Below are 19,242 nucleotides of genomic sequence, written 5' to 3'. Positions count from 1 at the left end.
GCCCCCACTGTTTTATATTGTGAAACGCCGTTTTCGTTTTACTTTAAAAAGTAGGGCCAATTCTCCAAATACCAAAATCATGTTGCCCTAAAATTTCAGCTTTTGTTAGCTTACCTGAACTTACCGCTGCTATTTCGGTAAGAAGTCTTTCACCCACTTCTTCTATTGTTTCCGTCCCTTCGATAACCGTCCCTGCATTAACATCCATATTTTCTTTCATCTTTTCGAAAATAGGAGAGTTAGTGGTAATTTTAATTACTGGTGCAATAGGTGAACCTGTCGGCGTACCTCGCCCTGTCGTAAATAATACTAACTGTGCACCTCCGGCAACCATTCCCGTCAATTGCTCAATATCATGACCTGGTGTATCCATCCATACTAAACCTTTTTCTGAAGGTGTTTCAGCGTATTCGATTATTTCATTAAGTGTGCTAGTCCCTGCCTTATTTGCTGCACCAAGAGATTTTTCTTCCAATGAGCTTAATCCGCCTTTTACATTCCCTGGACTTGGGTTCCCTGAACGAATATCTACACCCATCAATACTGAACGCGCTTCCATTTGATCTATTACTTCATAAACCCTTTTGGCTATATGACTATTTTTTGCGCGATTTGCCAATAGGTGTTCTGCGCCGATTAACTCTGTAGTTTCGGCTAAAATAACCGTTCCTTCCATTTTTACAATTTCATCACTTACATACCCGACTGCCGGGTTTGCAGAGAGTCCGGAACAAGCATCAGAACCGCCACATTCAGTTCCTATAGTTAATTCACTAAAATCACATAACTCCCTCTGCAGCATAGAGGCCTCTTGCACAAATTGAACTGCATGTTTTGCTCCCTCTGCAATTGCATCCAATGTACCGCCATGATCCTGTATAGAAACTAACTTTACGGGCTTCCCGGTTTTTTCTATTTCCTTATAAACACTTCGAGCCTGATGTGTTTCACAACCGAGACCGACAACAATCACTGCATAGACATTAGGATTGCAACCCATCCCTACATATGTACGAAATGTTTGATCATAATCAACACCTACTTGTGCACAACCATGCTGATGCACAAAAGAAACAGTCCCTTGAACCAGCTCTGTTATTTGGTTCGCTACCTTTGTGGCACAAGTAATTGTCGGTAAAATCAACACATGATTTCTTATACCAACCCTACCATCCGGTCTACGATATCCCCAAAACTTCTTCCCTTGTAAATCAATCAACTTTATCGCCCCTTCCTCTCGTACCCTCAAGGTTATGCACATGGACGTGAAAACCTTTTAAAATATTGCAAGTCGCCACCCCGATTGTTTCTCCGTATTTAATAATACGGTCCCCTTTCAAAATATCTTCCAGAGCAAATTTATGACCAAATTGAATTTCTTGCTTTAACTTAATCAGGTTATTTTTCGTTGGAATTTGAACCTCTGTATCAATAGGAATATTCTCTAATGCTGTTGCAACATTATCCCTTTCAGATAGAACAATATATTTCAAAACAGAAAAACACCACTCTTTCAACAATTTTTTATCATTAAACAGAATATATTGTTTATAGCACCATTCGTCAATAAAAACTTTCGAAATAATTAATATATTTAATATATTTAGAAGATTTAAATTATATCAGGAAAGTTCTTCTTATTTACCAAAAAAAGTTACTATCCACTTTTTTTATGTAAGACACGCGTTTTTACCAAATTAAAATAAAATATAAATGAGAAATTAATTATTTCTAATATATTAAAAATTTTTAACGACAAAAAACCTTTAAAATTAGATTTTTCTTCTAACTTTAAAGGTTTACTATACAGATTATTTAAATTTATCTCCGTATTTCTTCTCTATTTAATCACTTCTAGCTCACGGCCAACCTTTTCATAAATTGCCAATGCTTCATCCAGCATTTCTTTCGTATGTGCTGCTGTTGGCATATTGCGTACACGACCTGTTCCTTTTTGAACTGTTGGGAACACGATTGCTTTTGCGTAAACACCTTCCTCAAGCAAACGCTTTGAAAACTGCTGCGTCAGCTTTTCTTCACCAATAATACATGGTGTAATCGGTGTTTCGGATTCTCCAATATTAAAGCCTAGTTTCGCTAAGCCGTCTTTTAAATACTGACCGTTTTCCCAAAGCTTGTCATGCAGCTCTGTTGATTCCATAATCATCTCCACTGCGCGTGTAATTGCCGCAACATCCCCTGGTGGTAATGCTGTCGAGAATAAAAATGGACGAGAGCGAACTTTTAGCCAGTCGATTAAATTCTTCTTCCCTGCCACATAACCGCCAACAACACCAATTGCCTTTGATAATGTACCGATTTGGAAGTCGATTTCGTTTTGCAGACCGAAATGCTTCACTGTTCCTGCACCTTTGCCTGTAACGCCTGAACCGTGTGCATCATCTACATACGTAATTAGGTCAAACTCTTTTGCGATTTCAACGATTTCAGGAAGCTTTGCAATATCGCCATCCATCGAGAATACACCATCTGTAATGACCATTACTTTATTGTACAGACCAGATTCCTTTGCATCTTTTGCCTTTGCGCGTAAATCATCCATATCTGCATGGGCAAACGGAATAATTTTCGCTTTTGATAAACGGCAGCCATCGATTATCGAAGCATGATTTAATGCATCCGATAAAATCGCATCATTTTTATCCATTACAGCGGAAATTGCCGCCATATTACAATTGAAGCCTGATTGATAGCTAATCGCTGCTTCTGTACCTTTAAATTTCGCTAATGTTTCTTCAAGCTTTACATGTAGATCAAGTGTACCGTTAATTGTACGAACTGCACCAGCGCCGACACCGTATGTAGCAATTGTGTCTTGTGCAATCTTCTTCAGCTCATCATTTGTTGCCAAGCCTAAATAGTTGTTTGATGATAAGTTAATCAACTGTTTCCCCGCTACCTGAATAATCGGGCCGTTTGCACCTTCTACTGGATCGATTTCATTGTATAAACCTTGTGCTTGTAATGCCAGTAAATTTTCATCTAAAAAGGTATTTAATACGTTTGACATGCGCGTTCATCCTTTCGATTTCTATCTCCACTTTATTTTAGCATATAGGGAAAATTTTTTATGTAAGTGGCTCTCCTATTATTTCCTCAAGCTTTCTTCTAAAGAAAAAGAGCGATGGCTGAATGACATAGCCGGTGCCGAGTGCTAAAATAACCGTCCCTACACCAACAGGTCCACCAAGTAACCAGCCTGCACTTGTTGCAAATACTTCCATAACCATACGTCCTGTTTTGACAGAATAGCCTTTACTCGCAATAATCATCATAATCGTATCACGTGGCCCTTCGCCTAAATTTGGTGCAATATAAAGTGCGCAACCAATACTCATGACAAAAAATCCTGCCGTAAAATAGGCGAGCTCAAACAAAAATATATTTGCCACAGGTAATAGCCAGTTGAAAAAATCAATAAACGAACCAATCAACAGCATATTTAAAATTGTCGCCCGCTTCGGAATCCGCTTTAAATAAAGAGATGTCGCGATAATAATAAAAAGCCCTGTCAAAATAGACCACGAACCAATTGTTAGTCCAACCTGCTTATACATGCCTATATGAAAAACATCCCATGGACCTGTCCCGATCACATTACCTTTAATCGTCAACGTAATACCCAGAGCCATAATAATTTGCCCTATAAAAAAACTTCCCCATTGCCATTTAAATTTCTTCGACACAACAATCCTTCTTTCTATTTCACGGCAATCACTGCATAATGACCGTTTGTTGCCTTTACTAAGTCTGTCGGTGCAAACTTAATTTGCATCCCTATTTTACCTGCACTTACAATGATATAATCAAGTGCTGCAGCGGCTTGGTCGATAAATGTTGGAAACGGCTTTTTCATGCCAATTGGCGAACAGCCTCCGCGCACATACCCTGTTAAGCCAAGCAACTCTTTCACTGGAATCATTTCCACTTTCTTTTCCCCTATAACTTTTGCAGCTGCTTTTAAATCGAGTTCTGCGTCGACTGGGATGACGAAAACGAAGTATTTCCCCTTACCGGCAGTGGCAATTAATGTTTTATATACCATTTCCACAGGCTGACCAATTTTACTAGCCACAGTGATACCATCAACCGCTCCCCCATTTTCTGTCGTGTATTCAAAAATCTCGTGTGCAATTTTTTGCTGCTCAATTAAACGAATTGCATTTGTTTTGGCCTGTTTCTTCGCCAACGAAAACACTCCTTTTTACCTTATACATCTCGGCATAATTGCGTCTGGATTTCAGCTTCAAACTCGCTGGATGCTGCCCAGTCAGCAGTTATTTAGTTTTAGGCGCCTTAACTTCTTTTTATGAGAGCGTTTGAACACCAGAAAAAAGAAGCCAACTTTGAAAATAGTATATCATTGAATGCATTACTAAGGGGCCTTCACAAATTATTAAAAATAAAAACCCCCTCTAGTTGTTCCACTAAAGAGAGCTTGTTGTTATGCAATTTGGGAGAAAACCGGTTCATCTATTGAACGATAACCGTTGTTTACCATCGCAATATGAGAAATATACTTTTGTGTAGCGGTATTGAATGAACGCTGAAATAACAGCTTTTCAAAATCCAGGTCAATTAAGGATTGCTCGTCTGGATTACGTGCAAAATCTTTTTGAAATTTTTCTGGCATAGAAAAAGATAAATCTTCATTCTCCAAAGGAGCGAATTCCTTAGGTTGATTTTTGCTTTCCCCTACTGATAGTTGCGAACTTTTACGGGATGCTGCATCCGTGTCGTGCAATTCTTTTTCCGTTTTACCAGAAAGTAAATGTTCAAGTGCTTCAAGCAGTGGATTTTTACTTGTATCTGTATATTTTGCATGCTTCTTATAAATTTCACTTGCCTCTTTGCGCTGCATTGTTCGTTTTCTATCTTCTAATACAAGGTTGGATCCTTGGACAATGCTAGAAATTTTCATCTGTTTTCACCTCTCTTGTAGATTCCCGAATAAAATTTATTTAAATATACCAATATAGCAAAGAAATAAATAGAGAATATTCACACAATATTCACATTCAGAACTTTCCTACTAAATCCTACCTCTTCCATTTGCCTATAAGTTGATATTTATATAAAAGTACCCAATACCTAGAGTAAAAAACATTTTCAAGCATTTTTCCTATCCTCTTTAATAAAATAAGAATGTGCTAAAAGTCAATTTGGCTTTTAACACATTCTTATTTAGTAACCGTTGAAATTCACAAATTCTCCAACAGGTTTACGATATCCGCGGGCACGTACTTTTTCTACACTTTTTCCAATCGTAATCATCATGATTGGCTCCAAATGATTTGGAATATTAAATACTTTCCTTAATTCATCCACATTATGGACATGCATTGGGCATGTATCAAAGCCATAATGTTTTGCGCTTAGCATAAATAACATTGCGTGCAGACCCGCATTTAATGCCAGTTCCAAATCCAGTGCACCTTGTTTCTCCTTTAAACCATCACTATAGTTTTTGATGGTATTAATTGTTGTTTCATAGTCCACTTCATCCATCATTTTTAGCATTTTTAATGGACCATAAATTTTCTCAACATCCGGTCTTTCAATACTGTTTTTATTGCCCATAACAATGACAACGCCGCTTGCTGTATGAATTTTATATTGGTTGTAGCTTAGCTCCCTAACCTTCTCTTTCTTCTCCTTATCCGTAATGACTAAGTAATTTGTAAATTGTAAATTATACGCGCTCGGTGCTGTTTTGGTAAGTTCAAATAGTTTTCTAAAGTCTTCTTCAGTCATCAGTTCGTTTTCAAGAAAATTCATTGCGGAGTGGCGGGATTTTACTAATTCTTCAAAGCTCATATTGTTTACCTCTTCCCGTGAAATTTTTATCTCTAATTAAAACATCTTTATTTCGAGATAAATTTACCACACTTTGAATTTAACTGTCAATAATTACATTTATAAATTGCACCTAAAATTACAAGGTCTACATTTTGTAAAAGCGGTTAAAATATTTGGCAGGCTATTTTTACTTCAAGATAAGGAGATGGGAAAATGAATTTGGACAATAAAGTAGTGATCGTAACAGGGGCAGCAGGCGGTATTGGGAAAGAGGTTGTAAGAAAATTAATTGGGCTGCAGGCAAAGGTTGTGTTAGTTGATTTAAACGAAGATGCAATCAAAGCAGTTCAAACAGAGCTTTCTCTTACTGAAGATAACAGCTTAATCGTAAAAGCGGATGTATCCAAAGAGGACCATGTGAAGAACTATGTGGACCAAACCATTTCGAAGTTTGGACGCATCGATGGTTTTGTAAATAATGCAGGTGTAGAGGGTCCAGCAAAGCCTCTTGAGGACATTACTGAAAAAGAGTTTGATTTCGTTTATGGCATTAATGTAAAGGGTGTTCTTTTCGGTTTAAAATATGTATTGCCAGTAATGAAAGGCCAAAATTATGGGTCTATTGTAAATACATCATCTGTAGCAGGCTTAATCGGCTCCCCAAGTATGGCACTATACAATTCCTCTAAACATGCAGTAATGGGGCTTAATAAAGTGGCGGCTTTAGAAGCAGCGGCATTCAACGTTCGTGTAAATACAGTAAATCCGGGTGTCATTAATACACAAATGATGCGTAAAATCGAAGCAAATGTTGCACCAGGTGCAGCGGAGGCCGCTCAAGCCGCATACAATGATGCCGTACCGATGAAGCGCTATGGTGAGCCAGAAGAGGTAGCAAATGTCATTGTCTTTTTGCTTTCCGATGAGGCTTCTTATGTAAGTTCTTCTTCAATTACAATAGACGGTGCTTTATACAATGTTTAACTTTAACTAAAGGAAACTAAAACTCAGAAGAGCTTATCTTTTGGGTTTTTTACATATTAAAAAAAGCGTATCAATAAGGATCTATTGATATGCTAAATTGGATTTATTTAAAATCTGAAGAGGTTAAGCATTGCACCAACCTGCCTCATCGTATTTACTCCATTTGTAATGGTTCCAACGTGACCCATCATTGTATTTAAATTATCTGTTAGCCCTCCAAGCCGTGAGCCAGGTGCCTGGGAGTTAGGATTAAATTGCTGTTGGCCTTGCCTTGGATCATTTGGATACGGTGAGTAAAAGGAATCTCTAGGTCTTGAAAATTCATTTGGTCCAGAGAAACCCATCCGTTGTCTACCCATTTGAGGAGGGCCGAATTGTTGGCCAGCTGGTGGTGGATATCCCATCCTAGGGTCCTGTCTAAAAAATACCACATTATTCACCTCCCTACTATTACGACTCTAATCTAATATATGTTCGTGATTTTTTGTAACATAGACATTAATACTTTATTTTTTTACAATAACGAATCTCGAGCGAATTATTATTAGATCAGTGCTTTTGTTATCCCCTCTTACTTAAAGTGCAGTGCTTCGTCACCATAAACAATTAGGTCGCATATTGATAAAAAAAGATGATGGGAGTAGTGACATGGGTAAATTTGACTCTGAAAGGCTTACTGTTGAATATAGAAATGGTGTAACAGCTCAAGAGCCAATTATTCCAAGGCATCACACATTAACGCACTCTGATTTTACGGGAGAATTATTTTTGACCATTGGGACACAATTTGCCTGGGACAAAGTTAATACGGAGTTGAGAGATGAAGTATTAGGACAGTGGGTACTGAATGGTAATTCCCTAATCTACAATGTATATATTTATATAGATCAAAAAGAGCATGATATAGAAGCAGCAATACGCCGAAATGGTATTTTCAGGCGAGAACTACCGCTTGCATTGACAGCCATCCGTTATGGAGACCGATTTTTATTCGGCATGTACCCAGTATTGGATTATGCAGTAATAATGGTAAACTTTATATCCTCTTATCCACTGCTATATAAACAGGAGTATTGGGGAACTTTTAGTAATTTTTCAAGCTAAATATTTGGTTATACCTTGAAACCAAAACTTCCCCCTTTCTCCTAAAATACTTGACGCAATTCAATCTGCCCTTCTCCATGTCCTTGCGGGTCGGGCATCCGCATTGCCCACTCGATCGCTTCTTCCTTCGACTTCACCTCAATCAATATAAACCCAGCAACCAGTTCATTCGTTTCAGTAAAAGGACCTTCCGTAACTACCGGCTTTTCCCCCGGAACGGGAAATGAAATACGGAGACCATTTGAACTCGGATGAAGTCCCTTCGCCATTACTCTTACACCTGCCTGCACTAATACCTCGTTGTACTTGTCCATCGCTTCCATAAGCTCTGAGCTCGGAAGATTCCCTTTTTCCGAATTGGTTGAAGCTTTTACAATTAACATAAATAGCATAAAATTCCACCCCTTACTCTTTTATTTGTAAAATTATAACAAAATAAAATCTAATTTTATACTTAAAATGAGTGTATTTGATTTAGAATTCTTAACCTGAGTAAATAAGATTGTTTTTAAGTCAATATCACAATTTTTTAGTATTTGTCTTTTGAATAAAGGAAATAATATTAATATATATTGTCGTCATTTCTTGAGGTGTTTTGTCCAAATCATTTTGAACCCATTGTTCGATTAATCCTAAAAAGGCAGATGTGATAAACGATAAAAAATATTCCATTGGTACCTCTAACGTAGCTTTGAAACTTTCGTTTTTCTCTAAATTGATACGTACCTTTTCTGAAAATGCCTCCCTGAATCGAAGGTGAAAACCCGCTCTACCATGATCACTTAGAAAAATTTTAAGTAAAGGGGATTGTATTTTAATAGCACTGAATAAAGTAGCCGCTAATTGCTCCTGCTCTTTTTCAAACGTATGTGTAGATGAATAGTTCGATTGCAATTCATCAATATGATTACCTAGATCCGCAAATAACTGCTGTTCTATTTGATCCAATAAATCAAATTTATCTATAAAGTGTAAATAAAATGTTCCGCGATTAATTTGTGCTTGTTTTGCAATATCGCCTACGGTAATAGATTCAAAAGTTTTACTCTCCAAAATTTTTATAAATGACGTTTGAATAAGCTCTTTTGTTTTTCGATTTTTTTCTTTGTAGATACTCAAAAAAACACCCCTCCATACAAAATTGAACAATCTGTTCATTTTGTTGATTGCTTTGCACTTTTCTCGATTATAAAATAAACAGGTACCACTAAACAACATGTTCAAAATTGAGAAAGGAAGATGATTTCCATTGAAATTATTTAAAGAAAAATTAGCATGGGCCGCTCCCATTGCCGTTATATTAATAATTGCTCTATTTTCGGTAAACTTATTCGCACAAGGAGATCCACAAGTAAAAAATCTGCCGGTTGCACTGATTGTAAATGATGAGGGTGAACATGTAGAGTCTGTGAAAGTCGCTGTAGCACAAATGAGTCAAGGTGTTGATGGCGCAGAGCCAATGCTTGCTTTTACAGATGAAAACCTGGAGGATATTGAAGCATTATTTGATGAAAAGGAATATTATGCAGCACTAGTTATTCCTGAAGGCTATAACGATGACGTGCAAAATGCACTGGCTAATAATAGTGCAGCGACATTGGAAATTTATCTTAACCAAGGCTTTAACATGACAGGTGCCAACGTCGCTAAAACAGCATTAAATGGTTTAATTACACAGTTAAGCAATCAATACTCAGCAAACTTTATAGCACAAATGGGTGACCAGCCAATTGATGCTGAAAAAGCTGCTGTGCTAGTGCATCCGATTGTAGCGAATGAACAGATATTTAACCCAATTACTTCAGCTACAGCTAATGGCAGTGCACCAACTTTATTGGCAGTACCTGCTTGGGTAGGGGCGCTAATTGGTGGTTTCGTATTATTTTTATCCACATCCATCATATTAAAAAGAGATAATTTAACTCGTAAACAAGTAGTACGTTTAATGGGTGAACAAGTATTATTCGGTGTTATTATTGCCCTCTTCTCAGGGTTTACTGTAGCCACATTGGCTTACATCGCTGGTATTAATATGCCTGGCTACTTCCTAGTTGCTTTCTTTGTATCATTTGCAGCATTCTGTTTCTTCTTATTAGTATCTGCAATTACTGCATGGATCGGAAAACCTGCTATTACATTATTCATGGTAGTCATGCTTCTAGGTATGGGTGTACTAATGACACCACAGGAAATGCTTCCAAGCTTCTTTGTAAACTTCATTCGCCCTTGGGTACCGATTCGCTTTGCTTCTGAAGGATTGCGCGAAATCTTCTACTTCGGCAGCGGCTTTTACACAGGTGCTTCCTTCAATACTATTTTAGGAATTGGGATTACAGGTTTGGTTATTTTCATTCTATCTATTTTCAAACCGGTAAAAGCACAGAAAAACTAATCCAACATAAAAACGCAGGAACATTGATACTTTCACTCAATGTCCTGCGTTTTATTATTTTTGGACCTGTTGATTAATCATCAAATTTCATACCTTTTAATAAATCCGCAAATGCATTATTAATCGGCTCTGCTTCTTTTTCTTGCGCTTTTAAATACTTTTGGACACTGCGTTTGTCCACTTTGCCGCCGCCTTCTTTTTTTCGGCGCGCTTCAAAGGCAGACAATTTTTCACGATATCCGCATTTACATACGAAAATTTGGCCATCGCCTTGTCCATGCAATTCAAGCTTTTTCTTACATTGAGGACAACGGGCATTCGTTACGCGGGAGACATTTTTACGGTGACCGCATTCACGGTCCTGGCATACGAGCATTTTGCCTTTCTTCCCGTTCACTTCTAGCATCGGTTTTCCGCAGTCCGGACAGGATTTTGTTGAAATATTATCGTGCTTGAATTTTTTGTCGCTCTTTTTTATGTCCGAAACGATCGCTTTTGTATGTTGTTTCATTTCATTAATGAATATATCTTTTTTCAACTTACCGTTAGCAATTTGTTCAAGCTTTTGCTCCCACTCAGCTGTCGTTTCAGGAGATTTCAACTCGTTTGGCACTAAGTCCAATAACTGGCGGCCTTTTGACGTAATGTGAATATCTTTCCCACGCTTTTCAATAAGGAAGGAATTAAATAGTTTATCGATAATATCGGCACGGGTTGCAACTGTACCTAATCCACCCGTTGATTTTAATGTATCAGCAAGCTTTTTATTTTGCGTATTCATATATTTCGAAGGATTTTCCATTGCTGTTAGTATTGTAGCCTCTGTGAAACGGGCTGGTGGTTTCGTTTGCCCGGAAGTTTGAGCTAGTAAATTAACCTGCAGTACTTGTCCTTTTTCGAGACGTGGTAACAATTGCTCCTTCACGTCTTCATTTGAATCTTCATCGTCAAATCGATTTGAGTAAACTTCTTTCCATCCAGCAGATAGCACCGTTTTACCGCGCGCAATAAACTTCTCCTTACCGACAAGGGCCTGCACTGTCAATTGCTCATATTCAAGTGCCGGGAAAAGAACAGCCAGAAAACGCTTAACGACTAAATCATAAATTTTACGCTCTTTATCCGTAAAATTCGCAAAATTAACGTATTCTTCAGTTGGAATGATGGCGTGATGATCTGAAACTTTGCTGTCATCTACAAAAGATTTATTTGCTTTAATTGGTTTCGTTAATACTTTATTTGCCAATGTACGATATTCACCTACGCTACATGCTTTTAGACGCTCTGATAAAGTACCTACAATATCAGAAGATAGATAGCGAGAATCTGTACGTGGATATGTTAGCACTTTATGTGATTCATACAACTTTTGCATAATATTTAGCGTTTCTTTTGCGGAATAGCCAAATAGTTTATTCGCATCACGCTGTAATTCTGTTAAATCATAAAGCCCGGGAGAAAATGTTTTTTTCGGCTTTCGTTCCACATCGATTACTTTTGCATCCTGCTTGTCCAGTTCATTAACTATCGAATCAATCTTTTCCTTATTAAAGCTGCGTGAATTTCCAGTAGCATCTTGCCACGTTAATTTTAATTCCTTCGTTTGTGCCTCGATACCGTAGTATGTTTGAGCTTTAAAGTGCTTTATTTCATCCTCACGTACTGCTACCATTGCGACAACTGGAGTTTGCACGCGCCCAGTGTTTAGCTGTGCATTAAATTTCGTCGATAATGCACGACTCGCATTCAGCCCGATATACCAGTCGGCCTCGCTTCGGGCAACTGCTGCATGATATAGGTTTTCATACGCTTTGCCTGGCTTTAAATTCGCAAAGCCTTCTTTAATCGCTTTATCAGTAACAGAAGAAATCCAAAGACGTTTAATCGGCTTATTCACTTTTGCACGGTCTATAATCCAACGTGCTACAAGCTCTCCTTCACGTCCCGCATCTGTTGCGATAATGATTTCATTGACATCACTACGTGTCAGCTGTGATTTCACTGCATTATATTGCTTGCTCGTCTGTTTAATAGTCGTTAGTTTCAAACGTTCCGGAAGCATCGGTAAATCTTCCAGCTTCCATTGCTTATATTTTTCATCATAGCTTTCGGGATCTGCCAGTGTCACTAAATGGCCTAGAGCCCAAGTTACAATGTATTTATCCCCTTCCAAAAAGCCATTTCCTTTTTTATGACACTTCAGCACATTTGCAATATCTCGTGCTACTGAAGGTTTCTCTGCCAATACTAAACTTTTAGCCATCGTACACAATCCTTTCATACCTCTTTAACCCAACTATACCATACATTAATTAAGCCTTGGCGTAATTGTGTCTAACGTTTGTGGGATACATGTTTAGCCCTTCAAATCTTTAAATTATGTAAAATTAATGAATATAATACTTCAATTAATTTCCTTATAATTTAATTATTTGTAAAAACAACCTATATTTTTAATAAATACGCAAAATTTTATTCATTTCATCAAAATTTAAGTGGTAAAATAAGATTATTTCCGATATAATTTAATCGTTCTTTCCCTTCATTTGTATGAAAAATCAAAAATTTCACCTCTTTACGAGAAAAATTAGTAGACAGTTGGATAATCTTGTTATACAATAAGGTTAATTAAATTGCTTAAGCTGTTTACGATTAATTCACATATTAAAAAAGTGAACGTGTACGCTCCCTTTTTTAATGTGTGAATTTTTTTATACATTTAGCAATTCAATAATTAATTTTTTTGGAGGTTTTCTCTCATGCAACAAGGTACAGTAAAATGGTTTAACTCAGAAAAAGGTTTCGGTTTCATCGAAGTTGAAGGCGGTAACGATGTATTCGTACACTTCTCAGCTATCCAAGGCGAAGGTTTCAAAACTTTAGACGAAGGTCAAAAAGTTGAATTCGACGTTGAAGAAGGCAACCGTGGCCCACAAGCTACTAACGTAACTAAACTTTAATTTTAACGATTTAAGTATATAGTTAGTTGCAAGAAGCATACTCACATTGAGTATGCTTCTTTTTTTATAGTTTCATAATGAACGAATAAAGAAGTTTGTCCTTTAAACATGCCACTTTCCTTCTGCTTTAACATTTCTACATCAAAAAAGGCTTCCCGAAGTAAATTCAGAAAGCCCCGTATACTATAAGTCTTTTGTACGTTTATTAAACAGTACTACCGATATTGCGATTGCACCTGCTGTCCATGCAGTGATTATGCTAAATGCACCTATTAATTCAGTGAATGCTGCATTTGCCTGTGACAGCTCTGCCAATCGTATCAATTGTGTACTCGGTAAAACTTCGACAATTTTGTATAATAGATGATCTTCTCCTAAAGCTAGTGCCAATGGACCGAATGTAAAAATAATCATTACTGGTAGAACAGCTAAAGAAGCTTCCATAATGGACTTTGTAAATAAACCGCAAATCGTTCCTAACGCCAAGTAGAAAGCTGTCGAAAGCGCTAAAGCAAGTGCAATTACTATAATCTGCTCCGGTGCAAACCCTACTAAATAGCAAGATACGGCTAAAATGATGGCTGTCATTAAAAATACTAGTAAGCTTTTGCCAAATAATATATCAAATGTTGAAGCCGGCGACATCATTAAACCACGCAGCGTATTCCTTTCTTTCTCTTCAGCAATCAGACATGCCTGAACATACGTAGTTACCATTGAAAGTGTTACATTCAGAGGCAAAAAGTACATATCAATGGAGTTAGAGCCCATTCGTCCATAAAAAAGCGCTAAAACTAGTGGCATAAGTACAACGGAAGATATTACATAATTCCGGGAAAATTCTTTATAGTCCTTCATGAAAATGGCTTGAATACGTTTTACTGAAATGTTCATTATAAATCACTCCCTGTTATTTGTACGAAAATATCGCCTAATGTTGGTTCATTGGAATACATACGTGACACACGCTTTGCCTTCATCCACTCCATTAATTGCACCGCACCCTGTTCGCCATTATAGACAACATGATTTTCTCCATTTTCCAGTTCTACTGTAAATGAGTGGTCGCTATATTTTTTCTTTAGAGCAAGTGGTGTATCAATTTCTCGAATTTCGCCTTTATGTAAGAAGGCAACACGATTACATAGCAACTCTGCTTCTTCCATATTGTGTGTTGTTAAAAAGATCGTTGTACCTAACTCATTTAATTTACGAAGCCCGTTATAAATATGCTGGGCATTTACTGGATCGAGCGCAGATGTAGGTTCATCCAAAAACAGCAATGGCGGTTTATGCATAATTGTCCGGGCTAGAACAACACGCTGCATCATCCCTTTGGAAAGCTGATTAACTTTCTTTTTACGATCCTTCTGTAAATTCACGAATGCCAATGCTTCTTCTATTGTAGTTTTAGGCAAGTTGTATAACTGACTGTACAATAATAAATTTTCTTCAATGGAGAGACGTTGGTATAGCCCACTATTGTCTGACAAAATGCCAAACTTCGATTTATTGTGGCCTTTATTCATTTCACTTGCTGGCTGTCCAAAAACGGATACTTGACCACCTGTATGTGTTAACTGTGCAGTCAGTATTTTAATTGTTGTCGTTTTCCCTGAGCCGCTTGGACCAAGAAAGCCGAAAATTTCTCCTTTACGAATGGAAAAGGAAACATTTTTTAATGCCTCTTCTTTTCCGTACTTCATTTGTAAATTTTGCACCTCAATAATTGCTGTCATTTTATTTCCTCCCTTGAAATCGTTGATACCATTAATTTAAAGGAAGTGCGCATTCACTGCATTATAATATCGGTGAATTGTCGCTTTATGGGGTTGTTTGGTGTTATAAATCGATGAGTGGCGCAAACTATTTCCCAGGAAATCTTTTATATTCCGACAATTTCTTTTAGCTCCGAAAGCTTTGTTCTTGAAAGGGGCACCTCTAATTTTCCTGTACCTTGCAGTGATAGACTATAGCTATTACGTGTCCATGAGATTATTTCCCTTACTTTTTGCAAATTGACGATATATGAGCGGTGACAGCGGAAAAAGCCGAAATGATGCAGTCGTTTTTCCAGCTCACTCAATGTTAATGTACATGGATATGCTTCTCCCGCTACATAAACAAACACTTCCCCTTCGACACTTTCAATATAGTCAATTTCAGGTGGATTAAATAGAATAATCTTTTCATTTTTTTTCGTTGGAATCTTTTCGATTTTCAACTGAATCGTTTCAATTGGTCCTTGTCCTTGTTCCTGTTGCTCTTCTTTAACATCCATTTTATGTAAGCCTTCTTCATCCAGCCTTAATATTTCTCCTTCCGAATTAATTAAGTGCTCTAAATTATTCGATAGTAATACTATTTTTTTGCCTGCAAGCTGAAGTTGTATAATTAAATGCATAAGAACTTTGCGTTCAACTTGCTGTAAATTTTGAAAGGGTTCAATTAAAACAATTGCTTCCTTCCGCTGTACATAAGCCTTTAAAAAATTAAGTAATTGGCGCTCACCAGAGGTTAATTCATTTACACGGACTTTTTTTAATTGTTCTAAGCCAAATGCCTTCATAAGGGTCTCAACAGAATCGTTCATATTATGTAATTTTAAATAAAACTGAAATGTTTCCTCTACAGTTAATCGCTCGTAATGCCCTTCTTCATGTGCATGGACGTATACTTTAGGCATTTTCAATAGTTGCAGCTTTAAAAGATTCATTTTTGTTACGTCTGTATAAATATTGACTAAAGGTTTTTCTGCAAATAGTTCTACCGCAGGTAAAAGTACCTCCCCAAACTCTTCAATTACTTCAATAGTTAATTTCAATATCGTACACCTCGTTCAAATGGGTATTTTATAAAATATTATACTACTATTTCACAAATTTCCTATAAATGGTTTATATAAAAAAGCTATTGCTTGAATGAATCAACACAATAGCTTCGAAGTATGAATTTATAAAATTTGCCCTAATCGTTTAATGCCTTCTTCAATAATTTCTGGGGTAGCGTTTGTATAGTTAAGGCGCATCGTGTTTACTTCCTTTTTCGATGTGTAAAATGGATTGCCCGGTACAAAGGCCACTTTTTGATCCATTGCTTCATGGAATTTTTCAAGGGCATTTACCCCTTCTGGCAACGTTACCCAAATAAACATGCCGCCTTCAGGTTTTGTATAGGAAACGTATGGCGGGAAATATTTTTCTATTGCGGTCAACATCGCATTTGATTGCTCCTTATAGAGAGCAATTATTTTTTCAACATGCTTCTCATAGGCATTATTCGTTAAATAATGATGCAACGTGTACTGCGCAAAAATATTCGTATGCAAGTCCGATGCTTGCTTTGCCGTTTCAACATGACTTAAAAATTCATGATTTTTCGTAAGCATATAACCTAAGCGCATACCTGGTGCAACTGTTTTTGAAAAAGAACCTAATAGGACGCTATTTTCCATCTTACCTGCTGCAATATAGGGTAAATGCTCTCCTGTAAAACGCAGCTCGCCATATGGATCGTCCTCAATGAAAATGATATCTTCATTTTTCACCGCTTCATAAACTTCTTCCCGGCGCTCCTGTGTATAAGTTAAACCGGTTGGATTTTGAAAATTGGGTACTGTATAAACCATTTTGACATTTGGCTTTTTCAGTGCCTCTTTCAATTCCGCTACATTTATACCTTCCGTTTCCAAAGTGACACCGTGGAAAGTCGGTTCACGAAGTGTAAATGCCTGAATTGCCCCTAAGTATCCCGGCTCTTCTATAATAACGCCATCGCCTTTATTTAAAAGTACTTTCGAAATAAGCTCCAATGCCTGCTGTGATCCAGTTGTGATCAGTACATCATCAGCTGTATAATCCAGACCGGGCTGCTTTTTGTTATGTTTTTCTGCAATATACTGACGTAGTGGTAAATACCCTTGAGTCGTGGAATATTGGAAAACCTTCGCACCACTTTCATCAATCGCATGATTAACAGATTCTTTCAACTGCCCGATTGGAAAAGAAATCGGATTTGGCAATCCCCCGGCAAATGAAATGACATCCGCTGAGTCCGTTACTTTTAAAATATTACGGATAAATGATGATGGTGTGTTTAAAATACTATCAGAATACTGCATTGATGTTTCTCTTCTTTCACTTGGAATTTTCAAAATTTTAGCACTTTTCTAATCAATATACAATAGGTAAGTATCAATTAAGAAAATGCCTACCTATTGCTAGTTTATTTATGACATAGATGTGTCAATTACACCGTTTTCGTTTTTCTTCCTACTAAAAAATAATAAAGTGGAATACAGATTAAAATAAGTGGAATCATGGATGCAAATATCATACGGTAAGTTGTATGCGGCTCTACCATCCCTAGAATAAACGGTCCAATACCTAAACCTAAATCATACAAAATAAAGTAAGTCGATGTAGCTAAACCAAAACGATGTGGTTCAGTCACTTTAACAGCAATTGTTTGGGCAATTGAATTAAAGTTCCCATAACCAAGTCCGATCAAGGCAGCAGCAACAAGTAACATCCAGCTTGCTGAAGCTTGACTAAATAGCAGCATACCGACTGCAAAAATAACGAGACATGGGTACACAATAATATTTGGTCCACGTAAATCCATTAATTTCCCTGTGTAAGGGCGTGAAAATATAATGATAAAGGCATATGCTAAAAAGAAGTAGCTTGAAGCTTCTACTAAATTGATTTCCCTTGCATAAAACGTTAAAAATGACATAACACCTGAATAGGCAAAACCGATTAGTAACGCAACAAATGAAATCGGCAATGCTTTCGGTTCGATAAATTTTTCAAGTAGTGATAATTTTTTTGATTGATGCTCTGAATTAGTATTCTTTTGATTTATTGACACTTTAACAAATAATGAGGCAATTAATAAAAGTAATGATAATACTGTATTTGTATAGAAAATTACATCAAAGCCATTTTCAAGTCTCATCATAAACATCCCTACAAAGGGCCCTATTGCTGTTGCCAAAACAGCACTTAAGCTAAAGTAGCCAATTCCCTCTCCCTTACGCGTTGCAGGTAAAATCGTGGCAACAATTGTCCCTGTTGCTGTACCAATTGTACCGACTGCGACCCCTTGTAATAAACGGATTACCAATAAATACGTAACCCCCCACTCAAATAAATAAAGAGTTGTCGCAATAAAAAATACAATTAAACCAGTCAACAGTACTTTTTGCGGACCGCTATTTCCAATCAATCGCCCGGCTCCTAATCGACCCATTAATGTTCCTATAATGAAGATACTCGATACAAGACCTGCAATACTTGTTGAGACATGATACGTTTCGACTGCATAGCTAGAGATTGTTACCATTAACAGAAAGAATATTAAAATAGACATAAAATTAATGATTGATACAACAATAAAATCCTTTGTCCAAATAGGTTCTTTTACTTCATTCATATTAATCCTTCTTTCAATAATTGTTCCATTTCATTTAAGGCTTGTTGAAATTTTTTTTGTTGTTCTTTCGTTAATGTACTTAATAACCGCTGTTGCAGTAATTTAATTTCCGGAAAAATGATTCCATATAAATCTTCTCCGCTTTCTGTCAAACTCAAATATTTTTCACGTTTGTCTTCCCCGTATTTTATTTGAATTAGTCCATGCTGGGTTAATGTTTTGACATTTGCTGATACAGTTGGTTTTTCCACATCCCAGTATTTTGCTATTTGACTTGTTGTCGTTAAACCATGTTCCATTAAATAATGTAAAAGCGACCAGTTGGCATTCGATAATTCATGCGGAGCCAAAATAGTAGCTAACTGTGCCGTATAACGTTTATGAAAACGATGTATTTGTAAAAAGAATGTCATGTCACTTCTTCTCCTCCAAAAATTAGTTAGTTAGACTAACTAATTAAATAGAAGTTTGTATACTTTGTCAAGATACAATATGTTAAAGTCCCTAAAAAGAAAAGCACGTTTCGAAATCCTCCTCCGAAACGTG

21 protein-coding genes are annotated in these 19,242 nt (G+C 36.9%); 4 read left to right on the top strand and 17 right to left on the bottom strand.

Features of this window, described 5'->3' with window-relative positions:
* Window positions 1–43: 43 nt before the first annotated feature.
* From NYE67_RS02275 to NYE67_RS02245, 7 genes are all read right to left on the bottom strand, one after another.
* Window positions 44–1,219, bottom strand: a complete 1,176-nt coding sequence (locus NYE67_RS02275) for a UxaA family hydrolase (protein ID WP_445683364.1) — start codon at window positions 1,217–1,219, stop codon at window positions 44–46.
* Window positions 1,212–1,493, bottom strand: a complete 282-nt coding sequence (locus tag NYE67_RS02270; protein ID WP_340726855.1) for a UxaA family hydrolase — start codon at window positions 1,491–1,493, stop codon at window positions 1,212–1,214. The genes NYE67_RS02275 and NYE67_RS02270 overlap by 8 nt, the downstream gene beginning before the upstream one ends.
* Window positions 1,494–1,840: 347 nt before the next feature.
* A complete protein-coding gene (locus tag NYE67_RS02265) occupies window positions 1,841–3,031 on the bottom strand; it encodes a glycine C-acetyltransferase (protein ID WP_191700727.1) in 1,191 nt (396 codons plus the stop codon).
* Window positions 3,032–3,089: 58 nt separating this feature from the next.
* Window positions 3,090–3,707: a YczE/YyaS/YitT family protein gene (locus NYE67_RS02260; protein WP_340729015.1), complete on the bottom strand. Its 618-nt coding sequence runs from the start codon at window positions 3,705–3,707 to the stop codon at window positions 3,090–3,092.
* 14 nt (window positions 3,708–3,721) lie between these two features.
* A complete protein-coding gene (gene ybaK, locus NYE67_RS02255; protein WP_340729014.1) occupies window positions 3,722–4,210 on the bottom strand; it encodes a Cys-tRNA(Pro) deacylase in 489 nt (162 codons plus the stop codon).
* A gap of 255 nt (window positions 4,211–4,465) precedes the next feature.
* The gene (locus NYE67_RS02250) at window positions 4,466–4,942 is read right to left on the bottom strand and encodes a hypothetical protein (RefSeq protein WP_340729013.1); all 477 of its coding nucleotides are present in this window, start codon (window positions 4,940–4,942) and stop codon (window positions 4,466–4,468) included.
* A 263-nt stretch (window positions 4,943–5,205) separates the two neighbouring features.
* Complete coding sequence (locus NYE67_RS02245) at window positions 5,206–5,838, bottom strand: nitroreductase family protein (protein WP_340729012.1); 633 nt, start codon at window positions 5,836–5,838, stop codon at window positions 5,206–5,208.
* 195 nt (window positions 5,839–6,033) lie between these two features.
* On the opposite strand from NYE67_RS02245, the gene NYE67_RS02240 reads away from it, so the two are divergent.
* A complete protein-coding gene (locus NYE67_RS02240; protein ID WP_340729011.1) occupies window positions 6,034–6,804 on the top strand; it encodes an SDR family NAD(P)-dependent oxidoreductase in 771 nt (256 codons plus the stop codon).
* A 107-nt stretch (window positions 6,805–6,911) separates the two neighbouring features.
* Here the strand turns inward: NYE67_RS02240 and NYE67_RS02235 are convergent, their stop codons facing one another.
* Window positions 6,912–7,208 (bottom strand): hypothetical protein, encoded by a 297-nt coding sequence (locus NYE67_RS02235; protein ID WP_340729010.1) that lies wholly within the window; start codon window positions 7,206–7,208, stop codon window positions 6,912–6,914.
* 244 nt (window positions 7,209–7,452) lie between these two features.
* On the opposite strand from NYE67_RS02235, the gene NYE67_RS02230 reads away from it, so the two are divergent.
* Window positions 7,453–7,908 (top strand): staygreen family protein, encoded by a 456-nt coding sequence (locus NYE67_RS02230; protein ID WP_340726849.1) that lies wholly within the window; start codon window positions 7,453–7,455, stop codon window positions 7,906–7,908.
* Window positions 7,909–7,949: 41 nt separating this feature from the next.
* On the opposite strand, the gene NYE67_RS02225 is transcribed toward NYE67_RS02230, so the two are convergent.
* Both NYE67_RS02225 and NYE67_RS02220 read right to left on the bottom strand, forming a co-directional pair.
* The gene (locus tag NYE67_RS02225; protein ID WP_340729009.1) at window positions 7,950–8,300 is read right to left on the bottom strand and encodes a YciI family protein; all 351 of its coding nucleotides are present in this window, start codon (window positions 8,298–8,300) and stop codon (window positions 7,950–7,952) included.
* 127 nt (window positions 8,301–8,427) lie between these two features.
* The gene (locus NYE67_RS02220; RefSeq protein ID WP_340729008.1) at window positions 8,428–9,027 is read right to left on the bottom strand and encodes a TetR/AcrR family transcriptional regulator; all 600 of its coding nucleotides are present in this window, start codon (window positions 9,025–9,027) and stop codon (window positions 8,428–8,430) included.
* 130 nt (window positions 9,028–9,157) lie between these two features.
* On the opposite strand from NYE67_RS02220, the gene NYE67_RS02215 reads away from it, so the two are divergent.
* Window positions 9,158–10,300, top strand: a complete 1,143-nt coding sequence (locus NYE67_RS02215) for a YhgE/Pip domain-containing protein (protein ID WP_340729007.1) — start codon at window positions 9,158–9,160, stop codon at window positions 10,298–10,300.
* 73 nt (window positions 10,301–10,373) lie between these two features.
* Here NYE67_RS02215 and NYE67_RS02210 read toward each other — a convergent pair whose 3' ends face one another.
* Window positions 10,374–12,563, bottom strand: a complete 2,190-nt coding sequence (locus NYE67_RS02210) for a DNA topoisomerase III (protein WP_340729006.1) — start codon at window positions 12,561–12,563, stop codon at window positions 10,374–10,376.
* A 496-nt stretch (window positions 12,564–13,059) separates the two neighbouring features.
* On the opposite strand from NYE67_RS02210, the gene NYE67_RS02205 reads away from it, so the two are divergent.
* Window positions 13,060–13,260, top strand: a complete 201-nt coding sequence (locus NYE67_RS02205) for a cold-shock protein (RefSeq protein ID WP_008404655.1) — start codon at window positions 13,060–13,062, stop codon at window positions 13,258–13,260.
* Between the two features lie 183 nt (window positions 13,261–13,443).
* On the opposite strand, the gene NYE67_RS02200 is transcribed toward NYE67_RS02205, so the two are convergent.
* From NYE67_RS02200 to NYE67_RS02175, 6 genes are all read right to left on the bottom strand, one after another.
* Window positions 13,444–14,154, bottom strand: coding sequence for an ABC transporter permease (locus NYE67_RS02200; protein WP_191700714.1), 711 nt, complete (start codon window positions 14,152–14,154; stop codon window positions 13,444–13,446).
* The gene (locus NYE67_RS02195; protein WP_340726845.1) at window positions 14,154–14,999 is read right to left on the bottom strand and encodes an ABC transporter ATP-binding protein; all 846 of its coding nucleotides are present in this window, start codon (window positions 14,997–14,999) and stop codon (window positions 14,154–14,156) included. The genes NYE67_RS02200 and NYE67_RS02195 overlap by 1 nt, the downstream gene beginning before the upstream one ends.
* A 146-nt stretch (window positions 15,000–15,145) precedes the next feature.
* Complete coding sequence (locus tag NYE67_RS02190; RefSeq protein ID WP_340726844.1) at window positions 15,146–16,084, bottom strand: LytTR family transcriptional regulator DNA-binding domain-containing protein; 939 nt, start codon at window positions 16,082–16,084, stop codon at window positions 15,146–15,148.
* Between the two features lie 129 nt (window positions 16,085–16,213).
* Entirely contained in the window at window positions 16,214–17,413 is a 1,200-nt protein-coding gene (locus NYE67_RS02185; protein WP_340726843.1) for an aminotransferase-like domain-containing protein, read from the bottom strand.
* A 95-nt stretch (window positions 17,414–17,508) separates the two neighbouring features.
* Window positions 17,509–18,696, bottom strand: coding sequence for an MFS transporter (locus tag NYE67_RS02180; protein ID WP_340726842.1), 1,188 nt, complete (start codon window positions 18,694–18,696; stop codon window positions 17,509–17,511).
* The gene (locus NYE67_RS02175) at window positions 18,693–19,109 is read right to left on the bottom strand and encodes a MarR family winged helix-turn-helix transcriptional regulator (protein WP_340726841.1); all 417 of its coding nucleotides are present in this window, start codon (window positions 19,107–19,109) and stop codon (window positions 18,693–18,695) included. Before NYE67_RS02175 ends, NYE67_RS02180 begins: the two co-directional genes overlap by 4 nt.
* Window positions 19,110–19,242 lie beyond the last annotated feature (133 nt).

It is taken from the genome of Solibacillus sp. FSL W8-0474 (genome assembly GCF_038004065.1).
Classification (GTDB): domain Bacteria; phylum Bacillota; class Bacilli; order Bacillales_A; family Planococcaceae; genus Solibacillus; species Solibacillus faecavium.
The sequence above is the reverse complement of the archived record's forward strand: the minus strand, read 5'-3'. Positions and strand labels throughout refer to the sequence as shown.

Excerpts from the sequence above, each read along its gene's own strand:
- NYE67_RS02175 (WP_340726841.1), bottom strand. The coding sequence starts at position 19,109 with ATGACATTCTTTTTACAAATACATCGTTTTCATAAACGTTATACGGCA.
- NYE67_RS02235 (WP_340729010.1), bottom strand. The coding sequence starts at position 7,208 with ATGGGATATCCACCACCAGCTGGCCAACAATTCGGCCCTCCTCAAATG.
- NYE67_RS02180 (WP_340726842.1), bottom strand. The coding sequence starts at position 18,696 with ATGAATGAAGTAAAAGAACCTATTTGGACAAAGGATTTTATTGTTGTA.
- NYE67_RS02205 (WP_008404655.1), top strand. The coding sequence starts at position 13,060 with ATGCAACAAGGTACAGTAAAATGGTTTAACTCAGAAAAAGGTTTCGGT.
- NYE67_RS02210 (WP_340729006.1), bottom strand. The coding sequence starts at position 12,563 with ATGGCTAAAAGTTTAGTATTGGCAGAGAAACCTTCAGTAGCACGAGAT.
- NYE67_RS02265 (WP_191700727.1), bottom strand. The coding sequence starts at position 3,031 with ATGTCAAACGTATTAAATACCTTTTTAGATGAAAATTTACTGGCATTA.
- NYE67_RS02230 (WP_340726849.1), top strand. The coding sequence starts at position 7,453 with ATGGGTAAATTTGACTCTGAAAGGCTTACTGTTGAATATAGAAATGGT.
- NYE67_RS02245 (WP_340729012.1), bottom strand. The coding sequence starts at position 5,838 with ATGAGCTTTGAAGAATTAGTAAAATCCCGCCACTCCGCAATGAATTTT.
- NYE67_RS02200 (WP_191700714.1), bottom strand. The coding sequence starts at position 14,154 with ATGAACATTTCAGTAAAACGTATTCAAGCCATTTTCATGAAGGACTAT.
- NYE67_RS02195 (WP_340726845.1), bottom strand. The coding sequence starts at position 14,999 with ATGACAGCAATTATTGAGGTGCAAAATTTACAAATGAAGTACGGAAAA.
- NYE67_RS02250 (WP_340729013.1), bottom strand. The coding sequence starts at position 4,942 with ATGAAAATTTCTAGCATTGTCCAAGGATCCAACCTTGTATTAGAAGAT.
- NYE67_RS02240 (WP_340729011.1), top strand. The coding sequence starts at position 6,034 with ATGAATTTGGACAATAAAGTAGTGATCGTAACAGGGGCAGCAGGCGGT.
- NYE67_RS02225 (WP_340729009.1), bottom strand. The coding sequence starts at position 8,300 with ATGCTATTTATGTTAATTGTAAAAGCTTCAACCAATTCGGAAAAAGGG.